The following is a 19,100-nucleotide window of genomic DNA, read 5'->3' on the forward strand; positions in this document are numbered from 1 at the left end:
ATCCGAACGCATTCGGTTCGGGATGAGCGGGCTGGAAATCGTCTGGCGTTGAACAGCGTGACGCGTCGGACGGCTTGTTCGCTTGCGCAGCCCCCGTCGCGCGCTGTGTTTCAAAAACTCATGAAGATCGGGTTGATCTCAGCGGGATCGCCGACATGTTCCGGGAATTGAAACGGCGCACCGTGGCGATCGACTATCAGAATTGCCAGTAGCAGCGCCAACACCGCAGCGATGTAGATCAGCAGTGGCGACGCGTCCCGGCTGGTGGGATTGCGATCCCGCGGCGGCAACACGCGAGAATGCCAAATGCGCGAGATGAACTGCAGATATGCTTTCGGATGTATTTGCATGTTCGACCTCGATTGTGAGGCGCCTTTACCAAGACTGCGACCGCGTGGGCCGCTCTTCAAGGCGCCGCTTGTCGCACCCCGAACCGAATACGAGCTCCCTTGTTGATTACTGGTGAAATGGGCACGTTGTTGCCAAGGGCCAAGCCCGTCGCCCATGGACACGCCAGATTTCCAGAATGATCGCCGGCGGGGCCGATGGACGCCAGGGGAGCACTTTGGCCGGGCAGCAAAAACGGGCAGAATGGCCTGGGGGCTGCGCTGCGAGTGTCTCCGACGGCCATGGATTTGATTTTGCGTCTCGCCACGTTCCTTGTAACAGCATCGCTGCTTCTTGCGCTGCAACCCGCGCAAGCGCAATTGGCCGGACACGGCGGACCTGTCCGCGCGATCGCCGTTTCAGGCGACGGCAGGACGGTTCTGTCGGGCAGCTTCGACACTGCGGCGATCCGATGGTCGCTGGCAACCGAGTCTGCGGAGCAGGTCCTTCGCTTCCATTCGGGTGCGGTGAATGCGGTCGCGTTCCTCGGCGATGGAAGAATGGCAACGGCCGGTGCGGATGGCCGGATTGCGATCTGGACGTCGGGCCAGTCGCAGCCGGACCGGGTCTTCGCAGACCATGCGGGACCCATTGTCGGGCTCGCCGTCTCGCCGGATGCATCGAAGCTCGCATCCGCCTCGTGGGACCACACCGTGCGGCTCTCGTCGTTGTCCGACGGGGGCTCGCGCGTGCTGCAAGGTCACTCGCAAAACGTGAATGGCGTGGCCTTTGCCCCCGACGGACAATCGCTGGTGAGCGTGGGCTACGATCTGACGGTGCGGATCTGGCGCCTGCCGGACGGCAGCGCCGAGATCGTCACGGTGCCGTCGCCGCTGAATGCGGTAGCCATCTCGCCTGACGGCGAAATCGTCACCGGCGCAGCGGACGGCAAGCTGCGCATGATGACGGCCGACGGCAAGGCAAGCGGCGAGGTCACGGCCGGCGCTACGCCGATCGTCGCCTTGGCAGTCTCGCATGACGGCGCCTTGATCGCCGCGGCGGCAATTGACGGCACGGTGGCGATCGTCGATCGCAAGGCGCGCAGCGTGCTGCGCACGCTCGCCGGGCTGGGCGGGCCGGTTTGGTCGGTTGCATTCCTGCCCGATGGCGTGACGCTCCTGACCGGCGGCGCAGACGGCAAGATCAGGCGCTGGAATGCACTGACCGGCGCGGCGGCCGGATCGAACGTAGTGGGCACGCCGGGGGACCCGCTCGCCGCTTATGGCGGCGATCACGGCGCCGAAGTCTTCAGGGCCTGCGTCGCCTGCCACACATTGTCGGAGACGGAGGTGCAGCGTGCCGGTCCGACCCTTGCCGGACTGTTCGGTCGGAAGATCGCCTCGCTGCCGGGCTATCGCTTCTCCGACGCACTCAAGACGATGGACATCGTCTGGACGCCGGAGACCGTCTCAAAATTGTTCGAGATCGGGCCGAACGCCTATACGCCCGGCACGAAGATGCCGGAGCAGCAGATCGGCTCGGCCGAAGATCGCCGCGCGCTCACGGACTTCCTGGCGCGTGCGACGTCGAAATAGCCCGCGTTGGCGCTAGCCGCCTCGCGGCGTCCTCAAGCGAAGATATGAGGCTTTAATACCCCGGCCATTGCTCCACTGGAATTTTCGTCAGCTCCGGGTTCTCCTTGAGCATGCGGGCGATATTAATGCTGGGATGCTCCTTGAGCGCCGCCACGACGCACTGGTTGACGTATTTGCGGCGTGACAGCCACTTGATCTTCTTGCCCTTCGCCTCGGCCTTGCAGGCGACCACCGCCTGCTTGAGTGCAACCTTTTCGGCTTTGGTAAGGGCGGCGGCCTCGACGGCTGTGCCGCCAAGGGCAGTGGTGACAAGGCACGTCGACAGAACCTTCATGAATCGAGGCATGCGGCTAGTCCTTGTTCTCGCGTTGACGCAGGTAGTCATCCGTCGTTCGTGGCGGCGCGCGTTCCGGCACGTCCTGGATCGGATCGAACTGCTGTTCGCTCATGACAATGACCCGGCAATCGGCGCACATCCGCAAGGCCTCGGTCCGACGGTCCCCGGCAGGGTACATCCAATGCCGTCCCTCGAGTTTGGTCGCGATCCGATCGATCGTGCTCTTGACGCCGAACGGCGTGCCACAGCGAATACACAGGGCAGGTTCTTCTTCCTTGATCACCCGCGCCGGCGCGCGTCTTGCCCGGAAATCGATCTGCGGGGTGAGCCTGATGACTTTTTCAGGACAGGTGCTCTGACACAAACCGCACTGCACGCAGGCGTCCTCCACGAATTTGAGGACAGGGCGGTCGGGATCGGCGCGGAGCGCGCCGGTTGGGCAGGCCGAAACACAGGACAGGCACAGCGTGCAACCGCCGACGTCGACGGTGATCGCACCGATCGGTGCACCCTCGGGCAAGGCGATCACGTCAACCGGCTTGGGGGCGAGGCGATGCAGTTCGCTCAAGCCGAAGCGAAGCAGATCGCCGCGTTTGCCGACCGTCAGGAAAGTCGCGGGATTTTCGAGGCCGGCGAGGGGGCCAATCCCCGCCAGTTGCTCGGCCAGAGTGTCGGGATCGTCGGTTTCGATCGTACTCACGCGGCGGCCGTCAAATCCGAGTCCGGCGAGAATGGTCTCGGCCATCCGGATCGTTAGCAACGATCCGGTCACGTCGTGTCGTGGCTTGGCGCGCAGCAGGAGCCGCACGGCAGCCGCGCCATAGGCGAAGGCGCCGATGATGGCTTCCAGGCCGATCTGCGTCAGCTCGTTGACGGCGAGCGGAAGCACATTGGCCGGCAATCCGTCGCCATGGCGGGCGAGCGCATCGATCAGCGGCGTGCCGTGCTGGCTGTCATGCAGCAGCAGGACCGGATGCGTTCCGCCGGCCTCGCGATAAGCGCGCAACATGGCGCGGAGGATCTGCAACTGGGTATCGGCGGGTGGCAGCGCGTAGGATGCCGCTCCGGTGGGGCAGGCGGCCGCACATTGCCCGCAGCCTGCGCACACCTCCGCGTTGACTGCGACATGGTCGCCGTCCGGCGTGATCGCGCCGGTCGGGCACAAATCGAGGCAGCGATGGCATCCGATCAGCTTCGAGCGGGAATGCGCGCAGAGGCTGGGTGTGAAGTCGACATATCTCGGCTTGTCGAAGCTTCCGACGAGATCGCGGGCGGCGAGCACCGCACGCAGCATGGCCGCGGGATCTCTCGGATCCGCGCGGAGATAGCCGTCCCGCAGATCGTGTGCGGGAAACAGAGGCGGCTCGCCGGAGAGGTCGAGCACGAGATCGCAGCGCGAGATCGCGCCGTTGCGCGGGGCCTCGAACTCGAAGCGGGCGCGTGAGGACGGGCGTGGCTGCGCGTAGTCGTCGATCGTGAGCTCGAAGCCGCCAAAGTGCCCCCGCGCATTGCGGATCGTGCCCTGCACGATCGGGAACACGGCCGCGGCAGGCGGGACGACGTCCGCCGGCTTCCTGAGCATGACCGTGACGTCGAGATGGTCCGCCAGCAGCCGGCCAGCCTCGATCGCAGTCTCGTCGCGCCCATAGATCAGGATGATGCCATCGCTCGACAATGTGACCAGCGGATAGTCCGGCGCGGGAACCGCCGCCGCTGCAAGCAGCGCCGCCATCTTCGGGCCCGCCTTCGCGCCGTCGCGCGACCAGCCCGCCGTCTCGCGGATGTTGACGAAGCTGATCGGGCCGGCGCGTTCGCCCATCTCATTGGTGAACTGGCCGGCCTGCTGCGTGCAGGCGATGGTCAGCGGGCCGTCGGCTTTCGCGGCGTTGCGGAAATCTTCGAGCTCGGCGCCGCAGAGATGACGATGGCTCCTGATCTCGCAGTTGGGACATCCACGCTGGATCGCGGCCACGTCAAGGCGCATCGTGTCTTCACACGAGCAGATCAGGACGGTCTTCGCTGGCTGCTCCAGGTCGATCCCTCCGCGGGTGCGGCGCCGTCTTGCGGACTCGCGCCATTCCTTCACCTCGTATAGATATTCACTATCGGAAGGAAAAGGAAAGTGGAGGACCTTGCGGTCGACCCGAACCAGCCGGGTCTCCGTGGCGGAAGCGATCCATCTGCCGCCGCCATTCACGCTCGTCCGGTTGCGTGAGAGCGGAGACGCCTTTGCTCACGCTTGCCGCATTGCACCCAAAAGCGGTGCCGGCACGCTGGTGTATGTCGGGCGGTTCGATCTTGCCGAATTCGCCGTGGTGCTCGAGCCGGGCGAGCCCTTGGCCACCGCACGGCGCGCCTTCTATGCCGGCATGGTCGCGCTCACCGACGCCCTGCGCGCCTATGCGCCGCCGCACAAGACGGTCGCGATCGGCTGGCCCGACACCGTCGCGATCGACGGTGGGCTGGTGGGCGGCGGACGGATGGGATGGCCGACGTCTGCGCGCGAGGACGAGCCGCCCGCCTGGCTGGTGTTCGGCGCCATGATCCGGACGGTCGCAATGGCCGATCAGGGACCGGGCGTCCATCCGCTCGCGTCCGCGCTGGATGAGGAGGGGTTTGGCGAAGCAGGAGCCGTGCAGGTGACCGAGAGTTTTGCACGGCACCTGATGCGGGCGATCGATAGCTGGCAGACCGATGGCTTTGGCAGCCTCGCGCGCGATTATCTCAGCCGGGTTCCCCGCGAGCGGCGAACCGTGCTGCGGATCGATGACGGCGGCGATCTCCTCACGCGCCGGGTCGGCGCCGACAGGATCGAACGCAGCGTACTCGTCAAGGCGCTCGGAACGCCGTCCTGGTTCGATCCGAAGCTCGGAGGGCCGCGACTGTGAAACTGCTGCGCAGCATCGCGCTCGATCCCTCCGACACCTTCGTATTCGATGTGGCGGCCGAGCCGGGCGAATGGGCCGTCTCCGGTGCCTTCCGCTTCTGCGATCAGGATCCGATGAAGCTGACCGGCAAGGCCCGCGTCGCGTTCCGAAGTGGCTTCCTTGGGGTGCAGTCCTGGGGCTGGTCGACGCTGGCGCAGATTGTGCCTGCGACCGAGAACGATTGCAGCGCGCTGATCGACCGCCTCGCGAGGCAATTGATCGATCGCTTCGGCGCGCCGGATCTAGAGACCGCACGGACCGCCGCGGAAGAGGAGGTCGCCTTCGCGCAGTCGCTCTGCAACCATCCGGTCAGCTCGCTCATTGCCGTTCACCGTTCGGTGAGCGATGGCGAAGTCCGGGAGTCGTTCCGCAGGCTGCAACTGCGCCAGGGTCAGGGACACGGCAAGGCGTTCTCGTTCATGGAAGTCGAAGACGATGTCGAGCCTGACGGTGATCTCAAGCTTGCCGATATGAGCGGGGAGTCGCGGCACCGATGAATGATTTCTGGATCGCGTGCGGCCACCATCTGCTCGATCGCGACGAGAGCGGGGGGCTTTGCGTCACCGACGAGTTCCTGAAGGCCTATTTTGCTCGTCCGGAGCTGGTTCCGCCGGACGAAGCATGCCCGGTCGAGCGGCGGCTGCACCGCGCGCTGCTCGCGGCTCCCCGCAGGCCGGTCGGCGCCGAAGAGATCGAAGCGATTGTCGATGCGGATGCCCGGGAGAACTGGCGGCTCGTGCTTGCCTTCCGCGATCTCCTCGTGCGGCATCCGACGCTGGAGCAGGCCTATCTTGCAACCGTCCGGTCCGGGACCAACGACTTGCCGCCGCTGTTCGTCAATCAGCTCGTGCACGTGATCCTGCGCAATGCGCTCGATGGCTGCGATGATCCGTTCGTGCTGCGCGCAGCCGAACTGTTCTTCCGCCCGCAGCGCATCCTGCCGCAGGAGCAGGCCCTGCTGCTCGGCGATGAAGAGGTCGTCGGGGGACAGACTCCGACCCCGGTGCTCTCGCTGATGTCGATGCTGGGGGCGGTGACCGATGCCGAGCTCGATGTCTTGCGCGAGGACAATGCCGGCGATTACTGGCGCCGGAGCGATCAATTCGACATGGCATTCGACCTCACCGCAGGCGGCCGCGGGCCGGCGGCGCTGGCGCAGGCGATGGCGCGCTGGATCTCCCATCTGCTCGGGATCGACGTCAGCATTGAGCCGCTGCGCGAGCTGCGTGATGCACGTCTCACCTGGTATGTCGGGCTCGACGCCGATGCGACCAGGCTCGGCGACCGTCTCTGGCATGGCGAGCAGCTCGACGACCGCAGTGCCGGACGCGTGCTCTCATTGTTCCGCCTGACGTTTGCGGACACGAACGCGGCCGCAGACGAGATGCGGGGCGAGCCGGTCTATCTCATTCTGTCGATGAACGCCGATCAGAAGCTCCGGATGAAGCCGCAGAATTTGCTGACGGGGTTGCCGGTCAAACATCTGGAGATGGCGACATGAGCCCGGCTGCGCTGCCGCTTGTGCGCGTTCCCGTCGGTGTCGTGGTGGAGCGGCGTCAGGCGGACTCGCCCTGGACCGACTTCGTCTGGCGCGCGGTCGCCGTGCTGCCCGACGAGCCGGACACCAAACCCTGGACGGTGCTTCGCGACGAGAATGGGACGACGCTGTTTTATGCCGGCAGCGCCATGGTCGATCTCTATGGTTCCGAGACGGCGCGCTATCGCGACAATCTCGCCTCGGGCAGTCCGGCCATCTGGACCGTCTTGTCGCCGGCCGAAGGCGCCTGGCCCTACTCGGTGGCTGCCGCGACCGCCGATCCTTCGGAGGGCGAGGCGTTCACGGAGGCCGGTGCGAATCTGGTCGAGGCTGTCCACATGCCGGAGATGCTGCGTGAGCAGATTGAAAGCTTCGTGGCCGAGCACCACGTCGAACGTGAGTTCTTCAAGCGCAAGCGACGGCAGGCCGATCCGGAGGCGCTCGCGCGCCGGCAGCATGAAGGCGGACACGAATGAGTGAGGACAAGTTCCTGGCGCGCTGGTCCCGTCGCAAGCAGGAGGCAAAGGCGAACGCCACGCAACCGGACCCGGCCATGCGCGACGACATGCAGTCGATGCTGCCGCCTGCCGTGAACGACGACGACAAGGAATTCGACCTTTCGAGCCTGCCTTCGATCGACTCGATTACGTCGGCGACCGACATCACGGCATTCCTGCGCAAGGGAATTCCGCAGGAGCTGACGCGTGCGGCGCTTCGTCGCGCCTGGAGCGCCGATCCCGTCATCCGCGACTTTGTCGGGCTTGCCGAGAACGCCTGGGACTTCAACGACCCGACCGCGATGGCGGGCTTTGGCCCGCTGGATTGCTCCGAGGCTGAGCTCACCGCGCTCATCGACAGGATCGTCGGCGGCCTCGGCAAGCCGGCCGAGGCGCCGCCTGAGCGTTCGGTTGAAGTCGCGGATTCTTCGCAGGAATTGCGCGAGGTCGAACTGCCGGGCATCGCCGCCGAAGAAGCTGCGACCACGGGATCCGCACCTGATCCTGCTGCAACGCAACGAACGCTCGCCGAAACCTCCGACGGCGAACAGGTGCCGGTTGAGCGCCGCACGCACGGCAGTGCGTTGCCCCGCTAGGGACCGCGACGAAAGGCCATAGCCTCAGACTATGCGAGCTGATTGACCCCCCGTTGGGCCGGGACTAGGCTTCGCTAGCGCTTTGTAAGAAAAGCAAAATCAGCACCCGGGACTTGGATGGAGGTCCACGTGCGCGATGCTGGCCTTGAGCGAGCCATTGACGCCGCCGGCGGCGTTGCGGAGCTTGCGCGCAAAATCGGCATCAGCCAGCCCTCTGTTTCGAACTGGAACAAGGTGCCCGCGCAACGGGTAATCGCTGTTGAAGCCGCCACCGGCATCTCGCGCGATAATTTGCGGCCTGATCTGTACAGCGAGCCGCTTCACGCCGAAGCGCCGATCGATTCTGTCGATGTCGCGCGTGCGCAGGAATATCTGCTGCTCGCGACACTGTTGTCCGCCGCACCATCGAAGAAACTGCTCGATCAACTGGCTGCACTGACCGCCGATGCGACGCCGCTTGGGCGCGCGCATGCCGCGCTGGCCGAATCCGCCGCCAATGCGGTCGCGGCGAAGGTCGAACGCGAATATTTCGATCTGTTCACAGGTCTCGGCCGCGGCGAACTCTTGCCCTACGCCTCCTACTATCTGACCGGCTTTCTCAACGAGCGGCCGCTGTCGCGTCTGCGCGCCGACCTCGCTGCCTCCGGGATCGAGCGCATCGCGAACAATTCCGAGCCGGAAGATCACGCGGCTATCCTGTGCGAGATCATGGCAGGCTTCGCGGGAGGGCGTTTCCCGGCGCCGTTCGACACGCAGCGTGCCTTCTTCGGCAAACACGTCGCGCCCTGGATGGGGCGGCTGTTCGCCGACATCGAGCGCGCGGAGAGCGCCGTCTTCTATCGTACGGTCGGTGCGCTTGGTCGCGCCTTTATCGAGATCGAGACAGAAGCATTCACGTTCGCGAACTGACCTGCATCCGCAGGTCCAGGAGAGATGCGATGAGTGAAGACAGGACTACCACAGTCGGGCGCCGCGATTTCCTGCGCAAGGTCGGCGTCGGCACGGTGGGCGCCGGCGCGACCCTCGCGACGCCGCTGGTCGGGGCTGCGCAGGCTGACAGCGAAACCAACGATGAGAAGCGCAAGGCGCGCTACAAGGAAACCGATCACGTCAAGGCGTTCTACCGCGTCAATCGTTATCCGGCCAAGGGAGGTTGACCGTGCTGATCAAGCGAACAAACCAGCGTTCCCTGCGCCAAGGCTCCGCCGCCAGCTCCCCTGCAGATCAGGCCGGTGGCCTCGACCGCCGCAGCTTCCTGCGCAAATCCGGTCTTGCCGGCGGCGCGCTTGCCGCATTCGGCACCTTGCCGCTCGGCAGCGTGCGCAAGGCGGAAGCCGCGGCGGCCGGTCCGCTCACGGCGGGAGCGACCGTGCGCAAGAGCATCTGCACGCATTGCTCGGTTGGGTGCACGGTGACGGCCGAGGTCTTGAACGGGGTATGGATCGGCCAGGAGCCGAGCTGGGATTCGCCGATCAATCGCGGCTCGCATTGCGCCAAGGGCGCTTCCGTGCGTGAGCTCGTGCACAGCGAGCGGCGGCTGCGCTATCCGATGAAGCTGGTGGGCGGGCAGTGGACCCGCGTCTCCTGGGACACCGCGATCAATGAGATCGGCGACAAGATTCAGGCGGTCCGTGAGAAGTCGGGTCCCGATTCCGTCTATTGGCTCGGCTCGGCCAAGATGACCAACGAAGGCGCCTACCTGTTCCGCAAGCTCGGTGCGTTCTGGGGCACCAACAATACCGATCACCAGGCCCGCATCTGCCATTCAACCACCGTCACCGGCGTCGCCAACACCTGGGGCTACGGCGCGATGACCAACAGCTACAACGACATCCGCAATGCGAAGACGCAGGTCATCCTGGGCGGCAATCCGGCCGAGGCGCATCCGGTCTCGCTGCAGCATCTGCTCGAGGGCAAGGAGCTGCAAAAGGCCAACTTCATCGTCATCGACCCGCGCCTGACGCGCACGGCCGCGCATGCGACCGAATATGTGCGGATGCGGCCGGGCACCGATATTCCGGTGCTCTACGGCATGATGTGGCACATCCTGCAGAACGGCTGGGAGGACAAGGAGTTCATCCGGCAGCGCGTCTACGGTTTCGACGACCTCAAGAAGGAGGTCGAGAAATGGCCTCCGGAGGAAGTCGAGCGCGTCACCGGCATTCCCGGCGAACAGCTCCAGCGCGTCGCCAAGATGTTCGCCACCGAGAAGCCGGCAACGCTGATCTGGGCCATGGGCCAGACGCAGAAGACCGTCGGCACCGCCAATGTGCGGGCGAGCTGCATCGCGCTGCTGATGACCGGCAATGTCGGCAAGGCCGGCGCCGGCGCCAACATCTTCCGAGGCCACGACAACGTGCAAGGCGCGACCGATGTCGGGCTCGATATCGTCACGCTGCCGTTCTACTACGGTCTCGCCGAAGGCGCCTGGAAGCACTGGTCGCGGGTCTGGGAGGTCGACTATGACTTCCTGAAGTCGCGGTTCGATTCCAAGCAGATCATGGAAACCCCCGGCATTCCGCTGACCCGCTGGTTCGAAGCGGTGACGTTGCCGAAGGAGCAGGTCGCCCAGAAGGACAACGTGAAGGCGGTGTTCGTGCAGGGGCACGCCTCCAACAGCATCACCCGTATCCCTGAATCCCTCAACGGCCTGAAGGCGCTCGAGCTGCTCGTCATCGCCGATCCGCATCCGACGACCTGGGCCTCGCTCGCGGTCGAGGCGGGACGCACTGAAGGCGTCTACATTCTCCCGGTCGCCACCCAGTTCGAGTGCAAGGGATCGCGCGTCGCTTCCAACCGCTCGCTGCAATGGGGCGAGCAGATCGTGAAGCCGATCTTCGAGTCGAAGGACGATCTCGAAATCATCTATCTGATGGCAAAGAAGCTCGGCTTCGCCGATCAGATGTTCAAGAAGATCAAGGTCGAGAACAACCTGCCCGAGGCCGAGGACGTGCTGCGCGAGATGAACCGCGGCAGCTGGTCGACCGGCTATTGCGGACAATCGCCCGAGCGCCTCAAGGCGCACATGAAGAACCAGGCGAAGTTCGACATGCTGACGATGCGGGCGCCGAAGGACGATCCCGCGGTTGGCGGCGACTATTACGGCCTGCCTTGGCCGTGCTGGGGATCGCCCGAGGTCAAGCACCCCGGCACGCCGCTGCTCTACAACACCAATCTGCACGTGATGGACGGCGGCGGCACGTTCCGGCCGCGGTTCGGCGTCGAGCGCGAGGAGAAGCTGCCGGACGGCACGACGCGGAAGGTAAGCCTGCTCGCGGACGGCTCGTATTCGTTGGGGTCGGGAATCCAGGATGGCTATCCGGAATTCACGCTGGCGAGCCTGAAGAAGCTCGGCTGGGACACCGAGCTCACCGAGGCGGAAATGGCCGTGATCAACAAGATCAATCCGGCCAATCCGGACACGGTGTCGTGGTCGCTCGATCTGTCGGGCGGCATTCAGCGCGTCGCGCTGGCGCACGGCTGCGTACCCTACGGCAACGGCAAGGCGCGCATGAATGCCTTCGGCTTGCCGGATCCGATCCCGGTTCACCGCGAGCCGATCTATACGCCACGCGTCGATCTCGTCGCCAAATACCCGACGCTGCCCGACGCCAAGCAGTTCCGGATGCCCAATATCGGATTCTCGGTGCAGAAGGCCGCGGTGGAGAAGGGCATTGCAAAGCAGTTTCCGCTCATCCTGTCGTCCGGCCGTCTGGTCGAATATGAGGGCGGCGGCGAGGAGACGCGCACGAACCCGTGGCTCGCCGAGTTGCAGCAGGACATGTTCATCGAGATCAATCCTGCTGATGCCGCCGACCGCGGCGTCAAGGACGGCGGCTGGGTCTGGGTCACCGGCGCCGAGAACAATTCCAGGGCGAGGATGAAGGCGCTCGTTACCGACCGGGTCGGCAAGGGCGTTGCCTGGATGCCCTTCCATTTCGGCGGCTGGCTTGCGGGCAAGGATCTTCGCGGCAACTACCCGAAGGGCACCGATCCGATCGTGCTCGGCGAAAGCGCGAACACGATCACCACCTACGGATACGATCCCGCTACGGGCATGCAGGAGCCCAAGGTCACTCTCTGCCAGATCGCGGCGGCATAAGGAGCAACGACGATGGCACGTATGAAGTTTCTCTGCGACGCCGACCGTTGCATCGAGTGCAACGCCTGCGTCACGGCTTGCAAGAACGAGCACGAGGTACCCTGGGGCATCAACCGCCGCCGGGTCGTCACCATCGCCGACGGCAAGCCGGGCGAACGCTCGGTCTCGATGGCCTGCATGCACTGCACCGACGCGCCCTGTGCGGCGGTGTGCCCGGTGAATTGTTTCTATACCACCGCCGACGGTGTGGTTCTGCACTCCAAGGATCTCTGCATCGGCTGCGGCTACTGCTTCTACGCCTGTCCGTTTGGCGCGCCGCAATATCCAAAGGTCGGCAATTTCGGCTCGCGTGGAAAAATGGACAAATGCACCTATTGTGCCGGCGGCCCCGAGGCCGATGGCAGCAAGGAAGAGTACGAGAAATACGGCGCGAACCGGCTTGCCGAAGGCAAGCTGCCGCTGTGCGCGGAGATGTGCTCGACCAAGTCGCTGCTAGCGGGCGACGGCGAGATCATTGCCCAGATCTATAAGGAGCGCGTGCTGAAGCGCGGCTACGGCTCAGGCGCATGGGGCTGGAAGACCGCCTATCGCGAGACGATCGAGTCCTGACGACGACCTGGCGCGGGTCGCGTCGATATCGGGAGGACCTTATGGCGTGTTTTGCACGATGTGTTCGGCTCGTCATTGGCGTGGCTGGACTCCTGCTGCTCGTCTCCGCGGCTTCCCCGTCCGTAGCCCAGCAGGTCAACCCGACCGCAAGCGCGGTCAAGGAGCAACAGCTCCTGCAGGAACTGAACCGGGTGCAGGGACGCGTCAGCATTCCCGACCAGCGCTCGGGCGTTCTCGAACAGCCGGCCGGCCGTGAATGGCGCGAGTTCCGGAACGTGACGCTGCGCTGGATCGGCGGCATCGCCATTCTTGGCATGCTCGCGGCGCTGGTCATCTTCTATCTCAGCCGCGGGATGGTGCGACTGCAGAGCGGTCGTTCCGGCCGGACCATCGTGCGCTTTTCCGCATTCGAGCGCTTCGTGCACTGGATGACGGCAACTTGCTTCATCATTCTGGCGATCTCGGGGTTGAACGTCACTTTTGGACGTCCATTGCTGCTGCCGCTGATCGGCCACGAGGCGTTTTCCGAATGGTCGCAATGGGCGAAATATGTTCATAACTATCTCAGCTTCCCGTTCACCATCGGCGTCGTGCTGATCTTCCTAATGTGGATCGCCGGCAATATCCCGAACAAGGCGGATGTCGACTGGATCAAGCGCGGCGGCGGCATCGTCGGGCGCGATCATCCGCCGGCCTATCGTTTCAACGCCGGCCAGAAGGCGATCTACTGGATCGTGGTCATCGGCGGAGGTCTGGTGGCGGCGACGGGATATGCGCTGATGTTCCCCTTCTACCTGTCAGGCATCGAAGGGATGCAGCTCGCGCAGATCGTCCACTCCATCGTAGCGATGCTCTTCACGGCAGTGATGCTGGCGCACATCTATATCGGCACGATCGGCATGGAAGGCGCGTTCGAGGCGATGGGAAGCGGCACCGTCGATGTCAATTGGGCCAGGGAGCACCACAGCCTCTGGCTGGAAGAGGAGAATGCGCGCGATGCGCGACCCCAGCCCTCCGTCACCGCGGCGGAGTAGGGGGGCGCGCAGCCGTTGAACGCGAACTTGCTACAGCCGTACGCCCGTCGTTGCAAAGGCCTGTGCGACCGGTTCTTGCACCCGGTTTAGCGCCAGGGCCCCGAATGCCGACACGACGACGGCGGCCACGCAGGCGAGCAAGAAGACTTTCATTGTCGTTCTCCCAAATCGATCGGGATGCCGTGGGAGTTTACACAAGATGACGCGTCGCGGACAGCGTTGTCCGGCGCGTGTGGGCGGCCATCGCTCAACCCATGGGGCGCAAGCGGCGGCTTTCGGGACGCTGCACCATCGAGACGCCGCATCCCGCGTTAGGTTGCCTTGGCGACGAGCAGTTCGCGTGGATCGTGGATTGATCGCGCATGTCGAGCCTTAATGGGATTCCTCAGGCGGTCCAGGCCCCTCAAGGATCGGGGGCAAAAAGAAATAAATGAAATGAATGACTTAAGGTGGAGATTGTCGGTTGCTGGATTGGACTGGCTGATCTTACGGCCCGGTAGATGATGTTCGCTCTCGGCACAGAGCGTGCGCGTGAGGGCCGGTGTCCCTCTCCAGACGTCGAAATGGCGCTGCCGCTGCGCGCTTGCTGAGTTGGCTTTGATTCAGATCAACCCACGATGCGCGTCGATGCTCTGTTTATCGTGCGAGGTCCCGGGTCCAATGGGGAGCGCCGTGGCAGCCTGGAAGCACGCTTTGAGGGTCCTCCGCGCGACATTTATCGACGGCGACGCAAACAGCCGGTACGCCACGCATGGGTTGCGGCCACCCCGAAGCGATGTCGCAACGGGTCAGCTTCATTCTCGAGCGCCTGCAATTCGCTCGATGCGGATTGCGGAATACGTTTTGAGCATCGCGGTCGTGCTGACCTCGACGAACTGTCTCGCGATGGAGTTCTCTCGCGTCCAGGGGTGCTTTGGAGATGTCTTGAAGCTCAGTGGAGATATCAGGGATGGGGACTTTGTCCGCTTTCGCGGATATCTGGCGACTGAGCGCCGGGTCGTTGGCCTCGATCTCGATTCCCGAGGTGGGTCCCTCTACGAAGGCTTCCGAATCGCCATGCTCGCGCACCAGAAGCAAATCGCCAGTTACGTTTCCGGCGAATGCGACTCGGCATGCGCTTTCATTTTCCTGGCGAGCAGGAAGCGTTATGTGGCGCCGAATGCCAAGATCGGCGTCCATTCGGTTTCCAATTTACACGGCAACGAGGACAGTCGAACGATTCGTGACACGATCAAGCTTGCGAGGTTGTCGGCCAAGCTCCGTATTCCTCCGTCGGCCATCGGCAGGATGGTGATGACTCCGCCGGGAAAGATCTCCTATTTGAACAAGGAGGAGCTCGCTTCGCTGAAGGTCATGGAGCGGAATCCGTTTGATCGCACCGCTCGCGCGGCGACCGCGGAATCAAGGAGTGGCTCCATGTGCGGCGCGGCGCCCTCGAAGAGCGCGTCGGAGGAGGAGCGGCCGATGCGGAACGCCGCCGGCTCGAAGGGAAGCTAGTGCGCTGGTTGAGCGGGCCTCGGCGCCGAACCGGCTCGTATAGCCCAATTGGGTCAGTCAAGCCGTCGCACGTGACCCTGACTGCTTGGCACAAGCTGCACTGGTCTCTCCATTCCACCGCGATCTACAATCGCAGCCATGGGGTATACCAGCGACAGATTTCGGGGAGTGCGTGGCGCAAGCCAGCCGGCTGGCGCTCGCAATTGGCTGCGTCGCTGGCTTGAAGCGGCCGACGGCGATATTGCCTTCAAGGTCGTGGTCGTGACGGCCGGGATGCTGTCGACCGCGGCGATCGCCTTTGGATTGCTATCGTCCTGAGCGCGCCTGTTGTTTGCCGCGCGTGATGCTGAAATCGTCGTTCTGAGGTGCTCCGCCGGCGAAGCTCTGACAATATGAGCTATCGTCTCCAGCACGACACGGATCATTCCCGGCGGCAATGAATGCACTTCGAATTAGCTGAAAAATCGAGCGGACGTCGAGACCGTCTGGCGGCCGGGTTGGGCGTCGGGGCCTGCGCTGCGACCTTCCTGTTTTGCTGCGCGCAACAGACGGCCGCGCTGCCGCTGACACCTTTCCGTTACGAAGCCCAGGCTCAGCGGCATTGCCCCGGCGATAGCGTGGTCTGGCTCGATTTTCGGCGCGGACGCTACTACCTCAAAGGGCAAAGCCGCTATGCCAGGGGCTTCGATGGCGGCTTCGTGTGCAGGAATGAAGCGCGCGAGAGCGGCTATCGGCGCTCGCTGCTCGGCCTTCGGTGACATCACCGAAGGCCGGCCTGTCACGTAAAGCCGGCACTACCATCCGTCATAGTAGCGTGGCCGAGCGTAATAGCCGTAGCCTCCGCCCGGCGGGCAATAGTCGTAGCCATAGCCGCCGCCATAGCCGTATCCACTGCCATAGTAGGGATACCCGCCATAGTAGGCCGAGCTCGCGATGGCTCCGCCAACGATCGCACCGGCGGCCGCGGCGCCCCAGCCTCGATAGCCCCATCCACGATAGCCTCCCCAGCCGCCGGTGCCGCGCCAACCGCGATAGCCCCAGCCGCTACCGCGCCAGCCGCCCCAGCCGCCCCAGCGCACCTGAAGGGCGGTGTTGCTCTCGACCATGCCCTTCATGGCCGCGACGTTGGTCGGCAACGGGGCCGCCTGGCTCGCGCCAATGCCGACCATGCTCGCAAGCAGGATCAAGGCCGGCAGGGTCTTGGTGTTCTTCATGACGTCCTCCACATCGGGGTGACACAGGCAGTCGTGACCGAAAGACAGCCCAAATCGAGAGCGGCTGTCCGATCCATAAGGACGCCGAGCCTGTCAGCCGCGGCCGGCCCGAGCTTGATTTGAATCAAAGTGGCAAGGGAGCGGCGCGGACGATTGATCCCGTACCTTGGGACAGTTGCCTGATGGGGCGCGATCGCGATCGTGATCCCGACCGCGAATGCATCCCGGTGAAGTCGGAGCGGCCCCGATTCCTGCCCCCGAACCGGGCCGCTTCTTCGGTGAAAGTCCGGACGCGTCACGCTTGATCTGAATCAAGCCGTGCGCAGCAAGGCGATGGCATCGCTTCCCGCGTAGCTGCTGATGCTCGATTCGAAAGCACGCTCTTGAAAACCCTTCGCCAGCTCGTGACCGGAGACGAGTTCGTCCAGCTCGCAATTCGCCTCGGATTGCTGGCACTGTTGATCTACTGGTCGTTCGTTCTGGTCAGCCCGTTCGTGCCGATCCTGGCCTGGAGCGTGGTGCTCGCGGTCGCGCTCTATCCCGTCTTCACCTGGCTCGCAGCAATGCTCGGCGGCCATACCGGCATCGCGGCGCTCGTGCTGACCCTGATCTCTCTGGGAGTCGTCATCGGGCCGGCGACCTGGCTCGGAATCGGAGCGGTAGAGGGGGTGAGGGAGCTCGCCGAACAGCTCGGCGCCGGCCACGTGGTCGTGCCGTCGCCGCCGCCCGAGATCAAGGATTGGCCGCTGATCGGCGGCCCACTCCATGAGATCTGGGATCGGGCGTCGACCAATCTGCGTGCCGTGCTGCGCGAGGTCGTGCCGCAACTGAAGCCGTTGGCCGGGACGCTGTTTGCATTTGCCAGCGATGCCGGGATCGGGATGCTGAAGTTTCTGCTGGCGGTCGTCGTGGCAGGGTTTCTGTTTCCCTATGGCTCGCAGCTTGCGGCGGCGTGCCGGAGCTTCCTGTCCCGCATCGTGCCGGAGCAGAGCGAGCACTTCCTCGATCTTGCAGGTGCGACCATCCGGGCGGTTTCCCGCGGCGTCATTGGCGTCGCCGTCCTGCAATCGCTGCTGGCCGGAATTGGCTTCAAGCTGGCGGGGATCCCGAGTGCGGGGCTGCTGGCGTTTGTCGTGATGCTGCTCGCGATCGTGCAGATCGGGGCGGCAATCGTGCTGTTTCCGGTCATCATCTGGCTATGGTCGGCCAAGGATTTCACGACCGCACTCGCCCTCACGTTCTTCTTCCTGGTCGTCGGCGTCCTCGACAATGTGCTGAAGCCGCTGGTGATGGGGCGGGGCCTGACCACGCCGGCGCTCGTCATCTTTGTCGGCGTGATCGGCGGCACGCTTGCCCACGGCATCGTGGGCCTGTTCATCGGTCCAATCATTCTCGCGGTCGCCTGGGAATTGCTCACGGCATGGATCCGGGACGACCGCGCCCGGCTGGCGGGAGAGCGATAATGCTGTTTCAGCTCCTCGTGGGATCGGCGGTGAGCGCGATCAACATCGCGATCCATTCGCTGTGGACCGTCGCGGCGATCGGGTTGCTTCGCAACGTTGCCTTGAGCGCGGCCGGCCGGGCGGGGCTACAGCTCAGCGGCGTGATGGTCGCAACCGCGCTTGCGCTGATGCTGGCTCACACGCTCGAGATCGTGGTGTGGAGCCTGGCCTATTGGGTGCTCGGCGCCGCGCCGGCCGGCAGCAATCTGCTGTATTTCGCCTTTGTGAACTACACCACGCTCGGCTATGGCGACGTCATCCCGGTCAAGCAGTGGCTGTTGATCGGACCGATGGCGGCCATGAACGGCATTCTCATGTTCGGGTGGTCGACCGCGGTGTTGTTCGAAGTGTTGCAAAAGACCATCGAGCGCCAGGCGGCGCTGACGAAATCCCCCTGACGTCGGCTAGTTGTCCAGCCTGGACAGCTGGTCACGGTCGACCAGCATGATCTCGCGCTGGTTCGAGCCAAGGAAGTTGAGCGCGCCGTAGGCGTGCAGCTTGGATAGCGCACGTGACACGGTTTCGAGCGTCAGTCCGAGATAGTCGGCAATATCACGCCGGCACATCGGCAAGGCGACGACGCCGACTCCGGTCAGCCGGCGATCCATTTCGAGCAGAAACGCGGCAACCCGCTCCAATGCGGTCTTGCGGCCGAGCAGCAGCATGTGCTCCTCGGCATGCCTCAGGTTGCTGGTGGTCATGACCAGCAGGTTGCGGGCCAGGGCGAAATCGGAATCGGCCACGCGTTCGAGGCTGATCCGCCTGATCAGGTGCACGTTCGTGTCGACGATGGCTTCCGCGGTAAAGCGATGGGTTTCGGCATTCTCGAGGCCGAAAATATCCCCGACGAGGTGAAAGGCACCAATCTGGCGGCGTCCGTCGGAAAGCAGCTTGTAGCTGCGGACCGCCCCCGAAACGACCTGGTAGACGTACTCGGCCGGCTCCTTCTCCCCGTAGATCTCGGTGCCTTTCCTGTAGTGGAATTCGCTGGTGATGCAGTTGGCGTGCCGGACGGTCAACCCACCGAGGATGCTCGGCACATTGGCCGGTCTGACATTGACGCGAGCGAACATGGACTAACTCTCTCGGGTAACGACTGGTGCAGCGTCCGCGGCGGCTCGAAATGCTTGTCCCGCGCGCAATGACTACGACGGAGTCCGGCCGGTCTCTATTGGTCTTGAGGTCATTGTCCTAAAGGACAGGGTGCGCGAAATGCGGCAATTTGTTCGTAAATTGATGCGCACCGTCTTAGATCACTTTTCAATTTTCACGATGATAACCGGGTGCTAGCTTTCTAAGTCGTTGGTCTCCGGCTCCGAACGCTAT

Annotated in this window: 21 protein-coding genes; 15 read left to right on the top strand and 6 right to left on the bottom strand. The window is 64.2% G+C overall.

Annotated features, from left to right (window positions below):
• Nucleotides 1-110: 110 nt before the first annotated feature.
• The gene (locus I6F38_RS05750) at nt 111-350 is read right to left on the bottom strand and encodes a hypothetical protein (RefSeq protein WP_057017128.1); all 240 of its coding nucleotides are present in this window, start codon (nt 348-350) and stop codon (nt 111-113) included.
• Between the two features lie 279 nt (nt 351-629).
• Between I6F38_RS05750 and I6F38_RS05755 the strand changes: the two genes are divergently transcribed.
• Nucleotides 630-1,922, top strand: a complete 1,293-nt coding sequence (locus I6F38_RS05755; protein WP_225159401.1) for a c-type cytochrome — start codon at nt 630-632, stop codon at nt 1,920-1,922.
• Nucleotides 1,923-1,974: 52 nt separating this feature from the next.
• Here I6F38_RS05755 and I6F38_RS05760 read toward each other — a convergent pair whose 3' ends face one another.
• Entirely contained in the window at nt 1,975-2,268 is a 294-nt protein-coding gene (locus I6F38_RS05760; RefSeq protein ID WP_225159402.1) for a hypothetical protein, read from the bottom strand.
• 4 nt (nt 2,269-2,272) lie between these two features.
• Complete coding sequence (locus tag I6F38_RS05765) at nt 2,273-4,243, bottom strand: 4Fe-4S binding protein (RefSeq protein ID WP_225159403.1); 1,971 nt, start codon at nt 4,241-4,243, stop codon at nt 2,273-2,275.
• A gap of 148 nt (nt 4,244-4,391) precedes the next feature.
• On the opposite strand from I6F38_RS05765, the gene I6F38_RS05770 reads away from it, so the two are divergent.
• From I6F38_RS05770 to I6F38_RS05815, 10 genes are all read left to right on the top strand, one after another.
• Nucleotides 4,392-5,147: a biotin/lipoate--protein ligase family protein gene (locus I6F38_RS05770; protein WP_225159404.1), complete on the top strand. Its 756-nt coding sequence runs from the start codon at nt 4,392-4,394 to the stop codon at nt 5,145-5,147.
• Nucleotides 5,144-5,683, top strand: coding sequence for a DUF6505 family protein (locus tag I6F38_RS05775; RefSeq protein WP_225159405.1), 540 nt, complete (start codon nt 5,144-5,146; stop codon nt 5,681-5,683). The genes I6F38_RS05770 and I6F38_RS05775 overlap by 4 nt, the downstream gene beginning before the upstream one ends.
• Nucleotides 5,680-6,687, top strand: a complete 1,008-nt coding sequence (locus tag I6F38_RS05780; protein ID WP_225159406.1) for a DUF6352 family protein — start codon at nt 5,680-5,682, stop codon at nt 6,685-6,687. The genes I6F38_RS05775 and I6F38_RS05780 overlap by 4 nt, the downstream gene beginning before the upstream one ends.
• Nucleotides 6,684-7,199: a DUF3305 domain-containing protein gene (locus I6F38_RS05785; protein WP_225159407.1), complete on the top strand. Its 516-nt coding sequence runs from the start codon at nt 6,684-6,686 to the stop codon at nt 7,197-7,199. Before I6F38_RS05780 ends, I6F38_RS05785 begins: the two co-directional genes overlap by 4 nt.
• The gene (locus I6F38_RS05790; protein WP_225159408.1) at nt 7,196-7,816 is read left to right on the top strand and encodes a DUF3306 domain-containing protein; all 621 of its coding nucleotides are present in this window, start codon (nt 7,196-7,198) and stop codon (nt 7,814-7,816) included. The genes I6F38_RS05785 and I6F38_RS05790 overlap by 4 nt, the downstream gene beginning before the upstream one ends.
• Before the next feature lie 129 nt (nt 7,817-7,945).
• Complete coding sequence (locus I6F38_RS05795; RefSeq protein ID WP_225159409.1) at nt 7,946-8,725, top strand: Cro/CI family transcriptional regulator; 780 nt, start codon at nt 7,946-7,948, stop codon at nt 8,723-8,725.
• A 29-nt stretch (nt 8,726-8,754) separates the two neighbouring features.
• On the top strand, nt 8,755-8,973 hold the full coding sequence (locus I6F38_RS05800) for a twin-arginine translocation signal domain-containing protein (protein ID WP_028345027.1): 219 nt from the start codon (nt 8,755-8,757) through the stop codon (nt 8,971-8,973).
• A 2-nt stretch (nt 8,974-8,975) separates the two neighbouring features.
• Entirely contained in the window at nt 8,976-11,918 is a 2,943-nt protein-coding gene (locus I6F38_RS05805; protein ID WP_225159410.1) for a formate dehydrogenase subunit alpha, read from the top strand.
• Nucleotides 11,919-11,930: 12 nt separating this feature from the next.
• A complete protein-coding gene (gene fdh3B, locus I6F38_RS05810; RefSeq protein ID WP_011088224.1) occupies nt 11,931-12,527 on the top strand; it encodes a formate dehydrogenase FDH3 subunit beta in 597 nt (198 codons plus the stop codon).
• 41 nt (nt 12,528-12,568) lie between these two features.
• Nucleotides 12,569-13,561: a formate dehydrogenase subunit gamma gene (locus I6F38_RS05815; RefSeq protein ID WP_092084474.1), complete on the top strand. Its 993-nt coding sequence runs from the start codon at nt 12,569-12,571 to the stop codon at nt 13,559-13,561.
• A gap of 30 nt (nt 13,562-13,591) precedes the next feature.
• Here the strand turns inward: I6F38_RS05815 and I6F38_RS43945 are convergent, their stop codons facing one another.
• A complete protein-coding gene (locus I6F38_RS43945; protein ID WP_256520575.1) occupies nt 13,592-13,714 on the bottom strand; it encodes a hypothetical protein in 123 nt (40 codons plus the stop codon).
• 690 nt (nt 13,715-14,404) lie between these two features.
• Between I6F38_RS43945 and I6F38_RS05820 the strand changes: the two genes are divergently transcribed.
• Both I6F38_RS05820 and I6F38_RS05825 read left to right on the top strand, forming a co-directional pair.
• A complete protein-coding gene (locus I6F38_RS05820; protein ID WP_225159411.1) occupies nt 14,405-15,058 on the top strand; it encodes an ATP-dependent Clp protease proteolytic subunit in 654 nt (217 codons plus the stop codon).
• Between the two features lie 440 nt (nt 15,059-15,498).
• Nucleotides 15,499-15,816: a hypothetical protein gene (locus I6F38_RS05825; protein WP_225159412.1), complete on the top strand. Its 318-nt coding sequence runs from the start codon at nt 15,499-15,501 to the stop codon at nt 15,814-15,816.
• Between the two features lie 36 nt (nt 15,817-15,852).
• Here the strand turns inward: I6F38_RS05825 and I6F38_RS05830 are convergent, their stop codons facing one another.
• A complete protein-coding gene (locus I6F38_RS05830; RefSeq protein ID WP_225159413.1) occupies nt 15,853-16,272 on the bottom strand; it encodes a hypothetical protein in 420 nt (139 codons plus the stop codon).
• A 383-nt stretch (nt 16,273-16,655) separates the two neighbouring features.
• Between I6F38_RS05830 and I6F38_RS05835 the strand changes: the two genes are divergently transcribed.
• On the top strand, nt 16,656-17,735 hold the full coding sequence (locus tag I6F38_RS05835) for an AI-2E family transporter (RefSeq protein WP_225159414.1): 1,080 nt from the start codon (nt 16,656-16,658) through the stop codon (nt 17,733-17,735).
• Nucleotides 17,735-18,172 carry a potassium channel family protein gene (locus I6F38_RS05840; protein WP_038374727.1) on the top strand — a complete coding sequence of 146 codons (438 nt, stop codon included), beginning with the start codon at nt 17,735-17,737 and terminating at the stop codon, nt 18,170-18,172. Before I6F38_RS05835 ends, I6F38_RS05840 begins: the two co-directional genes overlap by 1 nt.
• A 6-nt stretch (nt 18,173-18,178) precedes the next feature.
• Here the strand turns inward: I6F38_RS05840 and I6F38_RS05845 are convergent, their stop codons facing one another.
• The gene (locus tag I6F38_RS05845) at nt 18,179-18,847 is read right to left on the bottom strand and encodes a helix-turn-helix domain-containing protein (RefSeq protein ID WP_057017143.1); all 669 of its coding nucleotides are present in this window, start codon (nt 18,845-18,847) and stop codon (nt 18,179-18,181) included.
• Between the last annotated feature and the right edge of the window lie 253 nt (nt 18,848-19,100).

Source organism: Bradyrhizobium sp. BRP56 (assembly GCF_020194035.1).
GTDB lineage: Bacteria > Pseudomonadota > Alphaproteobacteria > Rhizobiales > Xanthobacteraceae > Bradyrhizobium > Bradyrhizobium australafricanum.